This window comes from Nonomuraea antri, from assembly GCF_013283785.1.
In the GTDB taxonomy this organism is placed as follows: domain Bacteria; phylum Actinomycetota; class Actinomycetes; order Streptosporangiales; family Streptosporangiaceae; genus Nonomuraea; species Nonomuraea antri.
Genome location: NZ_JABCPZ010000051.1, coordinates 37,124 through 52,970, shown reverse-complemented (window position 1 = coordinate 52,970; position 15,847 = coordinate 37,124). Strand labels below are relative to the sequence as shown.

The 15,847-nt window shown below is 63.9% G+C and carries 10 protein-coding genes, 1 tRNA gene and 2 pseudogenes; 4 read left to right on the top strand and 9 right to left on the bottom strand.

The annotated features are described in order from the left end of the window. Positions 1 to 291: 291 nt before the first annotated feature. Both HII36_RS19035 and HII36_RS19030 read left to right on the top strand, forming a co-directional pair. Positions 292 to 666 carry a winged helix-turn-helix transcriptional regulator gene (locus HII36_RS19035; protein WP_202609808.1) on the top strand — a complete coding sequence of 125 codons (375 nt, stop codon included), beginning with the start codon at positions 292 to 294 and terminating at the stop codon, positions 664 to 666. 166 nt (positions 667 to 832) lie between these two features. Then, the gene (locus HII36_RS19030) at positions 833 to 1,339 is read left to right on the top strand and encodes a tyrosine-type recombinase/integrase (protein WP_173524551.1); all 507 of its coding nucleotides are present in this window, start codon (positions 833 to 835) and stop codon (positions 1,337 to 1,339) included. Between the two features lie 286 nt (positions 1,340 to 1,625). Here the strand turns inward: HII36_RS19030 and HII36_RS56660 are convergent, their stop codons facing one another. Continuing rightward, complete coding sequence (locus tag HII36_RS56660; protein WP_236003641.1) at positions 1,626 to 1,973, bottom strand: hypothetical protein; 348 nt, start codon at positions 1,971 to 1,973, stop codon at positions 1,626 to 1,628. Between the two features lie 33 nt (positions 1,974 to 2,006). Here HII36_RS56660 and HII36_RS19025 point away from each other — a divergent pair, with 33 nt between their 5' ends. Next, positions 2,007 to 2,591, top strand: a complete 585-nt coding sequence (locus tag HII36_RS19025; RefSeq protein ID WP_236003640.1) for a site-specific integrase — start codon at positions 2,007 to 2,009, stop codon at positions 2,589 to 2,591. A 235-nt stretch (positions 2,592 to 2,826) separates the two neighbouring features. Here the strand turns inward: HII36_RS19025 and HII36_RS19020 are convergent, their stop codons facing one another. The 7 genes from HII36_RS19020 to HII36_RS18990 form a co-directional block, all read right to left on the bottom strand. Further along, a complete protein-coding gene (locus tag HII36_RS19020; protein WP_173524549.1) occupies positions 2,827 to 5,268 on the bottom strand; it encodes a hypothetical protein in 2,442 nt (813 codons plus the stop codon). 61 nt (positions 5,269 to 5,329) lie between these two features. Then, a complete protein-coding gene (locus tag HII36_RS19015) occupies positions 5,330 to 8,008 on the bottom strand; it encodes a site-specific DNA-methyltransferase (RefSeq protein ID WP_173524548.1) in 2,679 nt (892 codons plus the stop codon). A 2-nt stretch (positions 8,009 to 8,010) separates the two neighbouring features. After that, a complete protein-coding gene (locus HII36_RS19010; RefSeq protein WP_217369685.1) occupies positions 8,011 to 11,112 on the bottom strand; it encodes a BPTD_3080 family restriction endonuclease in 3,102 nt (1,033 codons plus the stop codon). Between the two features lie 496 nt (positions 11,113 to 11,608). Further along, positions 11,609 to 11,681, bottom strand: a tRNA-Thr gene (locus tag HII36_RS19005). Between the two features lie 20 nt (positions 11,682 to 11,701). Further along, positions 11,702 to 12,667: a 23S rRNA (guanosine(2251)-2'-O)-methyltransferase RlmB gene (rlmB, locus tag HII36_RS19000; RefSeq protein ID WP_173524547.1), complete on the bottom strand. Its 966-nt coding sequence runs from the start codon at positions 12,665 to 12,667 to the stop codon at positions 11,702 to 11,704. Positions 12,668 to 12,721: 54 nt separating this feature from the next. Then, positions 12,722 to 14,113 (bottom strand): cysteine--tRNA ligase, encoded by a 1,392-nt coding sequence (gene cysS, locus HII36_RS18995; RefSeq protein WP_173524546.1) that lies wholly within the window; start codon positions 14,111 to 14,113, stop codon positions 12,722 to 12,724. 68 nt (positions 14,114 to 14,181) lie between these two features. Then, positions 14,182 to 14,568, bottom strand: a complete 387-nt coding sequence (locus HII36_RS18990) for a PPOX class F420-dependent oxidoreductase (RefSeq protein ID WP_173524545.1) — start codon at positions 14,566 to 14,568, stop codon at positions 14,182 to 14,184. 54 nt (positions 14,569 to 14,622) lie between these two features. Between HII36_RS18990 and HII36_RS59205 the strand changes: the two are divergent. Beyond that, positions 14,623 to 14,781: pseudogene (locus tag HII36_RS59205) on the top strand (hypothetical protein); the annotation flags it as partial. Positions 14,782 to 14,925: 144 nt separating this feature from the next. Here the strand turns inward: HII36_RS59205 and HII36_RS59200 are convergent. Further along, a pseudogene (locus tag HII36_RS59200) lies at positions 14,926 to 15,792 on the bottom strand (methyltransferase); the annotation flags it as partial. Positions 15,793 to 15,847 lie beyond the last annotated feature (55 nt).

The window sequence follows — 15,847 nt, the reverse complement described above, 5'->3', positions numbered from 1 at the left end:
GTCCCGGCCGGTCGCGATGATGTCCGCGGCCGGGATCTCGCGCCGCAGCAGTGCCTCGAGGGTGAGCCTGCCCAGCTGGCCGGTGGCTCCAGTGACGACGATCGGCATGATGGTCATTCCTTCCTTCCACGCGTGCCTCGCACGCCTGCCGCGGTCCGTCCGCCGCGGGATGGAATACAGAATGACCTGAACACTCTCTGTTGGGGAGTAGCCACTTCTTGGTAGGGTACTTACCGCAGCGAAAGCATAGAGGTGAGCCGTATGGCTGCTGTCGAGAATGCGACCGGGCCCATGCCGTCATTCGATCCGTACGAGCGCGGCTGCCCGTCGCGGGACCTGCTCGACCAGATCGGCAGCAAGTGGGCGGTCCTCGTGCTGGGCGAACTCGGCCGGAACGGGACCTCCCGGTTCGGCCATCTCCGGCAGGCGCTGGCGGGCGTGAGCGAGAAGATGCTCACCCAGACGCTGCGCACCCTCGAACGCGACGGGCTGGTCAGCCGGACCGTCTACCCAGAGGTGCCGCCGCACGTGGAGTATGAGCTGACCGCGCTCGGCCAGACGCTACGGGAACCGCTGAAGGCGCTCACGGAGTGGTCCGTGCTGCACATCGAAGAAGTCATCACCGCCCGCGAAGAGTACGACGACCGCACTGAGCGCACCAGGTAATCAGCGGCGGCCAGCGGTCTGGTCATAGACGGCCGCCTCACCGAGACCGGCCCGACAATCAGACCCACCTATGCCACCCGGCGACATCACGAGTTCAACCACAGTAGTCCTACTTTCACGCAACCGTTGTCCCCGAGGCGAACTGCTCAACCTTCGCTGGACGGACGTGGACCTGGACAAACCGCAGATCCACAAAACCGGCCCCGCAGCGGTGATCGCCCGCCAACGCGTCGAGGGCACCACCAAGAGCGGGCGGTCCCGCGTCGTGTCCCTCGACCCCAGCACAGTCAGAGTCCTCAAGGCCCACCGCGCCCGCCAGGACGAGGAACGCCTAAGGCTCGGCGAGTCCTGGAAGGGCGGAGGCGCGTACGTCTTCACCACCGGCTGGGGAGATCCGCTCTTCCCGGACACGCCCAGCTCGCTCATGCCCGAGCTCATCGAGACCCACAACAAGCAGAACCCGAGAGCCCAACTCCCCCACGCCCGCCTGCACGGCCTCCGCCACATCCACGCCACGACCCTGCTCCTGGCCGGCGTTCCCGTCCACGTCGTCGCGGCCCGTCTCGGCCACGCCGACCCGGCGATCACCCTCAGGGTCTACGCCACGTCATCCACGAACAGGCGGCCACCGCCGCCGACGTCTTCGCCGAGCGACCAAGGGCCCCCATGTTAGCAAGATCTCAAGATTGTCCTGACAAACGAAGAGGCCCCTGAACCGGAAACTCCAGTTCAGGGGCCTCTTCACGCAGAGCCGACGAGGGGAATCGAACCCCTGACCTTCTGTTTACAAGAGGAAGACGCACCACGACCTGTACGACGCTCTGACCTGCAGTTCCGCCGCCTGGACTGTCAGTTCGCCCTCACCCTTGGGACAGCATTGGGCACGTCCAAGGCCCGCCGCGGAGAGGCGGGCATTAACTCTGCCTGGTCGCCAGCCAGTCGAACCACTCCTGACTACTCTAGGGTGGGATGCCGCAGGTTTCCAAAGCTCCGGGGTAAGTCCGCTCGTAGATCGCAGCCCACGCGATCGCCTTTTCCGGTTGGAGCAGCAGCCAGGGTGCCACCACGTCATCTAGATGAAAGATGCTCAAGCGCACAGAAAAGGAATCGTCCTCTACCGTGCCATGAGCCAACCCGCGAGCCAGCAATCCCCGCCAGCATGCCACCAACTGCTCAGGCTCCTCACCTTCCCAAACATCGAGGTCATCGGAAGTGATCTGGAGAGGCAGAGCTTCTTGCGTGATCTCGACCCAGATGGCGGGCATGCTGAGCAGCCGTGCGGCATGCAGCCTGTGCGTGCCGTTCACGCCGCGCGCATACAGCGGTCCCGCCGGCCGCTGATGCCCTTCTTCGCAGTTCTCTACTTCGCCGGCCTACGCCCCGAGGAAGCCGTCAAGCTGCATGAGACCAATCTCACCTTGCCGACCGACGAAGGGATGTGGGGAGAGATACATCTCACGCGCGCAGCACCCCATGCAGGCAAAGAATGGACCGACTCAGGAAACAGTCGAGATGACCGAGGACTCAAGCACCGCGCAGAGGGAGAATCCCGGCCAGTTCCCTGTACTCCTGAGCTGGTCACGATCCTGCGCACACACCTAGAAACCTCCGGCGTCAGGACGAACGGCATCGTGTTCCATGGCATCGGGGGCCGCGAACTTTCCACGACCACTATTCGCCGCACCTGGGACGCCGCGCGAAGAACCACCTTCAGCTCAGCAGAGTACTCATCACCACTCGCCAAACGCCCTTACGATCTACGACATGCCTGCCTATCCACGTGGCTCAACGCAGGTGTACCCGCGAAGCAAGTCGCCGAGTGGGCCGGCAACAGCGTCAAGGTCCTTCTGAGCACCTATGCCAAGTGTCTCGTCGGCCAAGACGAAGTCGCCATGCGCCGCATCAGCGAAGCTCTACGGGGTTGATAAGCAGCATCTGATCGCGGGGGCTGGACCATGCCAAAGTCCAGCCCCACTTTCGGCGGCGCGCCAAGAGGCCCGCTTGTCAATCCTGAACAGCACCCGGGCAGCTCGACCGATTCAACGTAAACTCGCGATCAGGTTCCCGGACTCACGCAGGCGTGCACCCCCGGCACCTGGCTCCGCTGACGTCTTCCGTATCGTCATGCGTCGGCGACCCTCTTCGGGTTGATGATGCGGCTTAATGTGGACGCATCGGTCTGGGCATGGTCCGCGCCATTCTTTCGAGTGGCACGAGGCGGGCCGCGGCCTTCTCCAACACTGGATCCGGTTGCGGCGGCCGATTGTCGTACAGGAGTCGTAGGAGATGCTTGCCGCTTGCGTCGAAAAGCATACACGCTGCACGGTAGGCGCCGGTCTGATACTTCTTGGCGTGGAGGTAGTCCATTAGATAAGACACGACGGTGTCGACGTCTTCGTCTGGTCCGTGGCATGCCCAGACGAGTAGAACGTGATTGCCTGAGGTTTCGCCCATCAGATGGGTAACTGAGTGGTGCTTTCGGTCGCGACGTACAAGCTTTGCGAGGTCGGTGGCATAACGGCCGAATCTCCGCTGAACCTTTCCGTCGCCTTCTAACAAGGACGTTGCGGTCGATAGCCAGCCCGGGGCTTCGGTTCCCGTGATTTGCTCAACAAGTTCGAGAAGCTTTTGATCCGCGTTGAGTCGTGGCTTGTCTGCCGGTGACGCAGATGAGTCAAGTTGTGAGTCGTACCAGGCGTCGAGTGGTTCGGTGTGGCTGGTGACAAACTCGGGGCCTTGTGCCGCAAAGCGGCGAAGGGTAGCAGTTGACGGCGGCTCCGCCCACGGCAGCTCCTCCGCTGTTCTTCGCGGGTCCCGTTCGACGTAGAGGCCGCGATGGAGGAAAAGCAAAAAGAGGTCGAGCTCATCAACCGCGCGATATTTCCACGTCGCCTCCGGCTCGGTGCGGCGGCGCAGATAGAGCAGCAGTTCGCTGGGATGGTCCAGCAACTCGCATACGATGCGAAGATCGTGCACCGACACTGTCCAGGGGATATGGTCTGGCTTGAGGATACCGGCGGCGAGCAGCATCGTTGTCGCGGTGGTCACGCCAGAGAGATCTTCGAGTCCGACCGCGATCGTGTGTATCTCCCGGACGCCGCTGACATCAATCCACTGATCGTCATCCAGCCGTATCCGCTTGTCGGTAATGATGCGTTCACGCAGCCGCTCGGCTTGGTTCGCTGCATCGGTGACGATGTCGCGCAGCTTTCCCCGCAGTCGCCGGGCGACGCCACCGCGCGCTTCGGCGGTCAACGCGACGGCCTTCACCTCGATGAGCAAGGCAACGTCGTCAATCAGCATGAGGCCGTCGCCTTCGACGCGCTTGGTGAACTTTTCAGGTTCGGTCTGGAGTATGGCCGCTTTCGGGTCGGGGACAAAATAATTGAAACCGCGGAAGACTTGAGCACCCGGAAGCACACCAGCAAGCAAATCGATGGCGGTCTTCTCGACCCACTCGCCACGGTTACGCTTGTAGGCGTCCCAGCGGTTTGCCGCTGCGAGTCTAGTCTCAATTACCTCCCGAACCGCTGGCAGCGCAAGACCGTCATGGACAAGCATCCGTCGCCCCTGTGCGCCGGTTACAATGGGCGCTACACGTAAGGGGTTATCCCCTTGAAAGAAGCGGCCTAGAATCTCATCTACTTCGGTCAAGCTAGGCAAGCTGAAGGCCTCAAGAATCGTCTCGACGGTGGAGCGCTCATACCCGGTGCGCTGGGCTATAGCTTCAGGGTCGATGACCGTTGCATGGTCGATGTTCGTGGTGAGGCCCTGAACCGCGTCGAACACTTTCTGCGCCGCAATGCGATGCTCCTCCGTTGATGGCTGCGCCTCGCCTTGGCGATCGCTCATCCACGACAGGATATAAGGGAGACTTTCATCCCGAGCAGACTCCAAGCCCGCGAACCGCTTCCCCAACTCCGAGATCGACAGCGACCGGACCGCTTCTATCACGTTTACGGCTTCCAAGCCCGTGAAGCCCAAAACGGTTCGGCATTCATTATTCACAGCCGGGTCCGCGAATAGACCGTGAAGGGTATCAAGCAACATGTGAGGATAAACCGCGTTGCGGAGGGTTATTTCACGTTGAACCGAATAGAAGAGGATCGCGCTTTCCGCATCTGATGGAGGCGAGTCGAACATCGCCATCATGCTGCCCGTAGCCAAAGCCTCCCGAGACGCCGCCTCTAGATGCGGGGGCATGAACGCGGACTCGTCTGGTTCAGCAGCCGGTTTCGAGGTGGCGGAATCGCGACATGCCAGGACCAGTGTGATCAGTTCTAGAACGGCAGCCGACACATCCACTCCGGTCGTAACCCGGTTCATGATCATGGCGACGCGAACACTCGAAACGACTTTGATCAAGTCGAGGCCGCATGCCAGCCGAGAAACTTCCTCGACCGCCGATTGCAGATCCGCCCGCGCCGCCGCCGCAGCTTCCTCGTAACTAGTGGTCGAGCGCACGTACCGAGCCATCCGCTCATAGACCTCCGCGATTGTAATTTCACTAGAGGATGCGTCGCTCCGGCCTGCACGCGCCCCTTGCGAACGCGCTCGTTGTTTCTTCGCGCTCCGTGCCCGCCGCTTCTTTTCCCTGCTCATCTCTTACTCACTCAGTCAACCTACCTGTTGCCGGGTGTGCAATTTGCGAGAGCCAGCCCCTTCACAGGTCGTAAACCTGGAGAACCTCGTCGCCATAGTGATTGATCACCTTAACCGCGATCTTTCCGCTAGTCGGAGCCCGGAACGGTTGCGAACAGGTAGCGTAGAGAGTCGCCCAGGCGTCCTCGTTGATATCCGCCTTGAGTGCCTGCTTGAGCCGTTTGTACGGGTCGTGACCACCAGTGAAGTAGCAGTGCCGGACAAAGAAGGACTCGCCGTCATAGTCAGCGTCAATCATCCAGAGGGCAATTTCGTTCGTGCCGTTTGAGCGGATCGTGCCCTGGGTCGGGTCGTAGACGTCGATTCCTCGGATCTCCACGACGATGCCCTCGGCCGTCCGCTGGATGTCGATATCCGGCTCGCCAAAGACCATGAACAGGTTGCCGCTCCCGGTTTTCTTCAGGACGTCGGCCATCACCAGGTCGGAGTTCATCCGGACCAGCAGGATCGGGAGCCGGCCGAACTTGCGCTCCTCCTGCACAGAGGCGAAATCCTCCGCGTTCGGCTTGAACTCCTCGGTGGTCTTCACCGCCTGCGGGTCGAACGCGAACGCACAGATGATGAGTAGGTCGAAGCCCATCCCCATGATCGCCTCACGAGCAGCCCGCCGGATCCAGTTCGGATCCACGGTGCCGTATTGCGGACCGATACTCACCCCGATCCGCTGCGGCGTACCCTTCTCACCGTTCTTCCGGACCCCTTCCGCATGGATCAACTCCCCTGCGTATGGTGCAAGCGACTCGAATTCCAGCCGCTCTTTCTTCCGGCCGTTCTGCACCCCGGCCTTTGCCAGGTTGTCAAGGATCGACTGCTCGAAGCTGGAGGAGTCTTCTCCCTCTGCAGCCTGCTCGGTTCCGGTCTGTACGGCAGCCGGGATTGTCTTGTGCGGCGCCAAACTCTCTACCGTAAACGGACCAGCCACTCGGACTTTTCCGTTGTCCACATACGGCTTGTCATAGAGCAACTCTTGCTCTGAATGTCGAGCAATTGCTTCGTCGACCTGCTTGCGAGTCATTCCTTCCCTGATATCAGGGTTCTTTGCGATCGAGCTGAGCATGATGTGTGGAACTCGCTGATAGACGAACGCCTTGCGTACATCGCCCCCATACGTGGTAGCGAAGGAGGGTTGCCCAGTAATCTTCGACTCTTGACGCTGCCCCTCCTCGGAATCAGCGAGTAGATAGAAGGGGTACTTCGCACCCATGATTCTTTGCCGAGAGAGGGCAAGCGATACGCGCGATGTGTCAATTGTGATCCAGCGCCGCCCCCACTCTTCAGCGACGTACGCGCTGGTGCCAGAACCACAGGTAGGATCAAGAATCAGATCCCCCGGATCAGTCGTCATTAGCAGGCAGCGCTCAATTACTTTAGCATTCGTCTGGACGACATACATTTTTGGGTCGCCGAAACCTGCAACGCTCGTGTCGTCCCAAAAATTATTGATCGGAAACGCAGGGAAATCATCTATAAAGCGAACATAGGATAAGGTATTTCCGGCAATGCCGAGGCGGCTAGCGGCCAATAGCCGGGCCATGCCGTGCTCATTCGTTTTCCAACGGGACTGCATTGTTGGGCGGAAGGTCCGCCCTCCATACTCTACCGGAAACCACGATGCCGCCCCCTCACCTTTCTCCCTGCCGGCGCTTTGACTAGTGAGATTATCGAGCCGGAATATGCGAGACCCCTCCGGGAGTAGAGAAGGATCAAGCCGCTCTTCCTTGGTCATTCGGCGTCGCAGGCCGCCACTTTCTTCGACCATCGAGTATGCCCCCGCCCCCTGGCCGCCCACCTCCTTCAGACGAAAGAGCTGGCGATACTTCACTTGCTCAGCATCCTTGGCGTACCAGAGAATGTAGTCCACGGTGCCAGGCAAGAGGTTTCCCGTTGCTCCGGTAGTCGTGCGGAACGAGATCTGCGCACAGAAATTCTCGACATCGAAGATCTCGTCGAGCAGCGAACGAACAAGGTGAAGATTGGCGTCTCCAATCTGAACGAAGATGCTGCCAGATTCGGCCAAGAGATCACGGGCAATAACCAAGCGGTCTCGAAGATAGGCGAGATACGAGCTGATCCCGTGCTTCCACGTGTCGCGGAAAGCCTTGATCTGCTCAACCTCACGAGTGAGGTCCTCGACCTTGCCGTCCTTGACATCCCGCTTGCCGGTAGAAGCCTGAAAGTTGGAGCCGAACTTGATCCCGTAGGGCGGGTCAAGGTAGACCATCTGGACTTTCCCTCGAAGATTCTCCTTTTCGGCAAGTGACCCCATGACCTGCAATGAGTCGCCGAGGATCATCCGGTTCGACCAGTTGGCCCCGTGCTTGTAAAACTCGATCAGGTCCGTGCCATCGAGGCCATCGAAGTCGTCGAAAAGTGTGAGTTCCGGCTCCTCTTCGACCCGCTCGGCCGTACGGCGGAGGTTTTCGATCAAGACGCGCGGGTCTATCTTCTCCTGGATGTAGATCGGCGGCGCGTCGACGACCAGTTCCCGTGGGTCCTGCTCGTCCTTGCCCTTCCAGACGAGCTGCGGGTCGAGGTCGACATTACGCGGATAGAGCAGCCGCGACGGCTCGGCCGCCTCCTCGTCCAGCAGGTCGCGCGAGTCGGCGGTGGGGATGTTGACCCGCTTGTCCTCGTGCTTGAGCGACCTGACCGGGGTGGCCGCTGCATTCTTCGGCAACATCCTTACGCTCCCTCTCCCGCGCTGATCAACCAAGGCTCTTCTTCGGCGTCCCACTCTGGACCGAGCTGGGCGCTCGTTCCCGTCCCGCCGTACAGGGCCTGAACCGCGGCCTCCAGGTCGGAGCGGAACGTGGTTGGGTTCTTTAACTCGCAGTAGCTCCACCGGCCGAAACCGGTGTGGTTGTTGACGGCCGGCACCCACTGATTCCTTGCGGTGCGGGCCTTCTCCCGTGCTTGCTCAGCCGGTTTGTGGCTTCCGGACACCTCCACGATCAGCGTGTGGACGAGGTCACCGGCCGATTCCGAGGGCGCGAGCCGTACCAGGAAGTCTGGCAGGTACTGTCGGGTCCGGCCGCCGATCGTGTACGGAATGTTGAACCCGAGGTGATCGTTTTTCACGTAGGCCGCGGCCTGTGGCATTGCCTCCAGGATCCGGGAGAGCTTCTCCTCCCAGGTGTTACCACCCGGCCCGTCGAGGACGACGAAGTTGACGTGGCTCTTCTCCTCCGCAGTCGGATAGACCGCCTTGGTGGTGAAGAAGTTCACCTCAGCGGTAGATCCAATATGGTCGAACGGGCGGAAGATTGGGAGAGACCGGGGGCGCCTGACACCCCGCGCGGTGACGATGGAGTCCTTGATCCGGCGGGCCGCTTGGTCGGCCAGCTCCGAGAGAGTGAGCATCCCCAGGAACCCATCACCGGCGAGGGTCACGCATTCGGCGAGCCATCTCTTAGTGATGTAGAGCGTCTGCGGAAAAAGCCACGGCTTACGGTCTTCTGGGTCGGCCAGGTACATCTCGCTGACCTGCTTGGCGAGCTGGAAGGCGATCTCCTGCTCCCGCTTGCTCCGCAGCTCCGCCAGCAGGTCGGTACGGCCCAGGCCGACGATGCCGGAAACCTCGGTGAGGGTGGGGATGAGATCGGTACTAAGCGTCATCCGGCTGTCCGGGCCGAATGCGGGAACCAGTTCCTCGTCGGGTAGCTCGATCCGGTAGCCGGCCAGCCGGGGAAAGGTAATCTCGGCATGGGCTCGGTCGTCCGCTGCGCGCACCCGACGGTTCGGCTTGGGGTCCGGGCCAGGGCTCCCGCCGACAGTGGGAATGAACTGGAATGGGACCCCGTACACATCGGCGTACTCCGGGGTAAAGAAGCCGTTCTCGTCCACCGCGTATGAGCGGCGGCGCAGGCCGCGCCCAACCACCTGCTCGCACAGGAGCTGAGTGCCGAAGGCGCGGACACCGAGGATGTGAGTGACGGTGTTAGCGTCCCAGCCCTCGGTGAGCATGGAGACGCTGACCACGCAGCGGACGTGCTCGCCGAGAGTGTCCTTCTTCCCGACGGTGTTCATCACTTCGCGCAGGATCAGCGCATCGTCCACCTTGTCGGCACTGCGACCGGGGAAACGGCGGATGTACTCCTGCTTGAACTCCTCGATCTCGGGGCCGAGAGCCTTGCGGAACTCCGGGGTTAGCTCACCGGATTCAAACTGCTTGGAATCGACCAGGATGGTTGGGGTCCGGTGCAGGCGACGGCCATGCTCGTCGACGTTGGAGAACAGCCTCAGCCTTCCTGGGACTGTGACCGTGATCTCCGCGTCGACCTCTCGGTCCCAGCCACTGATCCAGTCGAAGACCAGCTTGGAGACCGTGGTGTTGTTGCAGACCACGATGAAGACCGGCGGTGGATCACCGTGCTCGGCCGCCGGGGAGCCCTTCCAGTCCTCATACGACTTCTTGTAGGAGTCGTAGAGGCTGTGCAGCGCGCCTTCTAGCGCTGGGGGAAGGTGGTCGGCCGAGACTCCACCATCTTTGGCCCGTCCCTTCCTTGGTAGCCCGTCACGGATGTTCTGCCAGAGGTTCAAGTACGTGACATTGCTCGTAGTGGCGTTGTCGTTCACCGGTACGCGAGGAATCTTGACGATGCCCGACTCGATGGCGTCAATCAGGGAGAAGTCGCTGACCACCCAAGGGAACAACGTGCCCTCCCGGTACCCAGAACCCGACAGAAAAAAGGGGGTGGCCGAGAGGTCGTAGACAGTCTTGACGCCGAGCTTGGCTTTGACGGCCTGGAGGCCACGGAACCAGACGCGCGCTTCGTCGTTGCGGTCCTCAGCCTCCTTTCGCTCCTCCCCCTTCAGGGTCGTATCGCCGCCATCCAGAGGGTCGGCAATCCGGTCGCGGTAGCAGTGGTGGGCCTCATCGTTGAGCACAACGATCTCCGAGGTGCCACCCAGGTCGCCGACGACCCGGTTGACCATCTGGCCGATGGTCTCTAGGAAGGGGCTCGTCCCGCCCTTCTTTCCCGTCAGCACTTCCTTCGAGGTTTTGGACACCCCCCGCCCGATCTTGGTCTCACGGTGCTGGAAGGCGTGAAAGTTGATGATCGAAAGTTTCACCTGGCGGAGCGCGCCGTACATCTCGGCAGGGACGAGGTCACGGAGCCGGTAATAATTGCCCTCGTCCTCAGGAAGGAGAACCCGAAGCCGGTCGCGGATGGTGATGCCGGGGGCGACGACCAGGAAGCGCTTGGCGTACCGCCTGTCTTTGGGACTCGCGACCTTGTTTAGGGTCTGCCAGGTGATGAGCATCGCCATCACGATGGTTTTTCCCGACCCGGTCGCCATCTTGAGCGCCACCCGGCTGAGACCGCCGTTGTGTTCCTTGTTGATATCGCCAAGTTTGTTCGGGATGGAGGAGTCGCCGTCCTTATGTACGGCTTCGGCCAGATAGATCGCGGTCTCGACCGCTTCTCGCTGGCAGAACAGGATGGGGTTGTCCCGCCCGGGATCGCTCCAATACTCCAGCAGGTGACGCGAGGTCGGGGTTACGTGCGGATAGCCAAGCATCCGCCAGCGGTCCACCTTCGCCCGGATGGAGTTGACGAAGTGGTTGGGCTCGATCTGATCGGCGGTTAGGCCCAGTTCGGATAGGTCGAGTTCGACCTGAACGGCGCGCTTGCGGGCCTTAGGTATCGGGATGAAGTAGGCGCTAGGCCGACGACCCTCTGCGATCTCGCCGGTGATCCCGTCATTGTCGAAGGTGAAGTGCCTGGTTGGAGCCAGGTAAGGCGAGTTGATGATCGGATTATCAATGCCACGGTCCGTCACTCGCAGCCTCCACCACAGTCGCCCTACTGAGGAATATGCAGGGTATCGGGCTGAGCTAAAAAATGTAATGGAAGGACGATCATGGTGCCGTTACTGTGACCTCAGAGTCAGAACATGCTTTGTGGCACGCCAAGAACTACCTGCAATCCGTCACAAATTAGAATAAATCTTACATAGTGCAGGTTATTGCCCTCTCTCTCCCAAGGCCCGTGCTTTCGGACCGACCGTTATACGGTGACGGCGCCACACGACGGACCTAGACGTCGCGCTGCCCAACACCCTGCACGGCAGCTTCAACGTCGCCCCCGCACGATGCGTGACCCTTGAGAGCGCCCCACCATTGCCGCAGGAAGTCCAGAACCAAACGCGTGGGCACTCATTGGGCATGGCCCGCCGTCGCCAGCCAGTACTGACCGAACACAGCCGGACATCTGCGCCTGATCAACAACAGGCGAAAGCCCAGGTCACCGCCATGATGACCTGGGTTTCCCAGAAGAGCCGACGAGGGGAATCGAACCCCTGACCTTCTGTTTACAAGACAGATGCTCTGCCGATTGAGCTACGTCGGCGCGGCCTACCAGTGTAGACGCTAGCGACGCCTGTGACGAGCGACCTCGTACAACGCCACGCCGGCCGCCACCCCCGCGTTCAGCGACTCGGCGGCCGCCTGCATCGGGATGCGCGTCACCACGTCGCACTGCTCACGTACGAGCCTCGACAGGCCCTTACCCTCGGAGCCGACCACGACCACCAGCGGTTCGGTGAGCAGGTCGACGTCGCCGATGTCGGCCTGGCCGGCGCCGTCGAGGCCGATGACGAACAGGCCCGCCTCGCGGTATTCGCGCAGGGCGGCGGTGAGGTTGGCGGCGCGGGCGACGCGGAGGGTGGCGAGCGTGCCCGCGGAGGTCTTCCAGGCGCCGCCCGTGACGCCGGCCGAGCGGCGCGAGGGGACGAGCAGGCCGTGGGCGCCGAAGGCCGTGGCGGAACGGGCGATGGCGCCCAGGTTGCGCGGGTCGGTGACGCCGTCGAGCGCCACGATCAGGGGCGTCTCCGCGGCGTCGTGGGCCAGGTCGACCAGCTCGGACGGGTGCGCGTAGTCGTAGGCCGGGATCTGCAGCGCGACGCCCTGGTGGACGGCGCCCTCGGTCATGCGGTCGAGCTTGTCGCGGCTGACCTCGAGCAGGGCGATGCCGCGCTCGGCCGCGATCTTGATGGCGTCGCGGACGCGGTCGTCGTTGTCGATGCGCTGGGCCACGTAGAGCGCACTGCACGGCACGCCGGCCTGCAGAGCCTCCAGGACCGGGTTGCGGCCGCCGATGTATTCCGGGGCGTCTTCCGAGCGCCGTTGCCTGGCCTGACCGGCGGGACGGCGCGCCCCGCCGCGGTCTTCACGGGCGATGCGCTCGGCGCGCGCCTTGTCCTTGTACCAGTGGCGCATTTCGGCGGGCGGAGTCGCGCCCCTGCCCTCGAGGCCCCGGCGTACCTGACCACCGGTGCCCTTGGACGGGCCCTTCTTCTTCGCGGGCCTGCCCGACGCCCTACCCCCTGCTGCCATGACACCAAGGGTACTCGTGCCCATGACCCGGTCTGTCCCGGTGGACACGCTCTGTCAGCGGCTGAGCTCCCAGCGCGGCCCCTGCGGAGTGTCTTCGACCGTGATGCCGGCCGCGCCGAGCTGGTCTCTGATCGCGTCGGCGGCCGCGTAGTCCTTACGCGCCCTGGCCGCCTTGCGCTGCTCCAGCGCCACCGCCACCAGCGCGTCGACGACGGGCGTCAGGTCGGAGCCGGTGCCGCGCCACTGGGGCGAGCGCGGGTCGAGGCCCAGGACGTCGAGCATGTTCTGGGTCTCGGCGAGCAGCCGCGCGACGGCCTCCTTGTCGCCGCGCGACAGCGCGACGTTGCCCTCGCGGACCACCTCGTGCACGACGGCGAGCGCCTGCGGCGTGCCCAGGTCGTCGTCGAGCGCGTCGGAGAACGCCTGGGGCAGCGGCGCGTCGGCGTCGACGTCGTGGATGACCTCGGCGGCGCGCGTGACGAAGCCCTCGATGCGCTGGTACGCCGCCGCGGCCTCCAGCAGCGCCTCCTCGGAATACTCGATCGAGGAGCGGTAGTGCGGCGCGGCCAGGTAGTAGCGCAGCTCGACCGGACGGACCTTCTGCACCATGTCCGGAATGAGCAGCGAGTTGCCCAGCGACTTGCTCATCTTCTCGGCGCCGATCTTGAGCATGCCGTTGTGCATCCAGTAGCGGGCGAACCCGTCGCCGGCCGCCTGGGACTGGGCGATCTCGTTCTCGTGGTGCGGGAAGATCAGGTCGAGACCGCCGCCGTGGATGTCGAACGTCGGCCCGAGATACTTCGTGGCCATCGCCGAGCACTCCAGGTGCCAGCCGGGACGCCCGGGCCCCCACGGGGTCGGCCAGGTGGGCTCGCCGGGCTTCTCGCCCTTCCACAGCGCGAAGTCGCGCGGGTCGCGCTTGCACGACTCGTCGTCGGTGTCGGCGGCCGGGCGCATGTTCTCCAGCTTCTGGTTGGAGAGCGTGCCGTATTCGTCGGCGTACGACTGGACGTTGAAGTAGACGTCGCCACCGGAGGCGTACGCGTGCCCGCGCGCGATCAGCCGCTCCATCAGCGTGATCATCTCGGGCACGTGGCCCGTGGCGCGCGGCTCGACGGTGGGCGGCAGGCAGCCCAGCGTGTCGTAGGCCCAGGTGAAGGCGCGCTGGTTGCGCTCGGCCACGACGAACCAGGGCACCGACTCCGCGGCGGAGACCCTGATGATCTTGTCGTCGATGTCCGTGACGTTACGGCAGAACGTGACGTCGTACCCGGAACGCGTGAGCCAGCGCCTGAGCACGTCGAAGTTCACGCCCGAGCGGATGTGCCCGATGTGCGGAGGAGCCTGCACGGTCGCCCCACACAGGTAAATCGACGCCCGGCCGGCTTCGACCGGAACGAATTCACGGATGGCGCGCGTGCTGGTGTCGTAGATGTGCAGGCTCACGAAGGCAAGGCTAACGCCTTCGCGGCCGTCGCACGTCTAATAAACCCCGCAATGCTCAACCCCGATACTCAGCCCCGCAACGTGACCTTGTCCGGAGCGATTCGGACGATCAACCGCTCGGTGCCCGGCTTGTCCTCCCACGACATGCCGCGGTACTTCTGCGACAGCTCTTCGATGAGCGCACCGGTCGGGTCGTCCGTCATGGTCACCCGGCCACGTACCTCCACATACCGGTACGGGTTCTCCGGGTCGATGACCAGCAGGCTCGCCCTCGGGTCGCGCTCGAAGTTGCGCGGCTTGCGCCGTCCCCGGACGGTGGAGAAGATCACGTCGTCGCCGTCCGTGCGCACCCACACCACGGTCGACTGGGGGCCGCCGTCGGGGTTGATGCTCGTGACGGTCGCGTAGTTCGGCGCGTCCAGCAGCTCGCGGGCGTCCTGCGGCAGTGCGCTCATGTGTCTCCCTTGATCGGTCCTGGCCCATCATTCTTCTGTAGTCTCGAAAGCGCCATGGACGAGACCTCCCCCTCTCTGCTGCGCCGCCTGGGCATCGCCCTGGCCGGGCTCGCGGTCGCCGGCCTGACCGGGGCCGCGTGCGTGTTGTCGTTCGACGACCTGCGCGCGCTCGCCATCACCGGCGAGGCGCGGGCGGACCTGGCCTACCTCTATCCGGCGGCCTTCGACGCGCTCCTCGTGGTGACGCTGATCAGCATGCTGCTGCTGCGTTCCGCACGACTGCTGGTACGGCCGCAGCTCCACGACCGAGGACCGGCCGGCCGGGCGGACGTCGGCGATGGCCAGCCCCGCCGTCGCGGCCACCTCGCCGAGCCGGGGCAGGGTGCGCTGACGTCCGCCGAACCAGGCGAGCATGCGCAGGTCCATCGCCGTGTCGAAGCGTTCGGTGAGCTCGGTGCGCTCGATCACGAACACCGAGCCCCGCTCCCCGGCGGCCTCGGCGCACCGGGTGAGGATGCGGGCGGCGTCGGCGTCGTTCCAGTCGTGCAGGATGTCGTGCAGCAGGTAACCCCCGGCACCGGCAGGCAGGGGGCCGAAGAAGTCGCCGGCGACGGCCCGGGCGCGTTCGCCCAGCCCGGCCTCGGCCAGGTTCTTGGCCGCGGCCTCGACGGTGCCCGGCTGGTCGAGCACGACTCCGGTCAGCGCCGGGTAGGCCTGCAACAGCGCGATGAGCAGCGCGCCGTTCCCGCCGCCCGCGTCGAGCACGCTGCCCAGCTCCTGCCAGGCGTGCGCGGCGACGATGGCGGGCAGGGACCGGGCGATCCGGGCGGCCATGAAGGCGTCGAAGCTGCCGGCCAGCTCCACCTCGTCCGCCAGGTCCTGCCACATCGGCCGACCGTAACGCAGCGCGTAGACGGGCCCGCCGGTGCGGATCGCGTGCGGCAGCTCGACCAGGGCGAGGTCGGCGCGGCCGAGCGCGGCCCCGGGGTCGAGGGCGAGCCTGGCGGCACTCGGGTGGGCCTGGCGCAGGCATTCGCTCAACGCTGTCAGCAGGTAGCGGCCCGCCCCGTCGCGGGCGAACACCCCGGCGTGGATCAAGTGCCGCATCAGCCGCCCGACGGCGTCGCGGTCGCTTGCCGAGGCCCGGGCCAGCGCCTCGGCCGTGTCCGCGCCGCCGGCGACGTGATCGGCCAGCCGCAGCGCTGCCGCCGTCCTGATCGCCATGGGCACCGTGAGGTCCGCGAGCGCGGCCAGCTCGGCCGCGGGGCTGCCCGCCGTA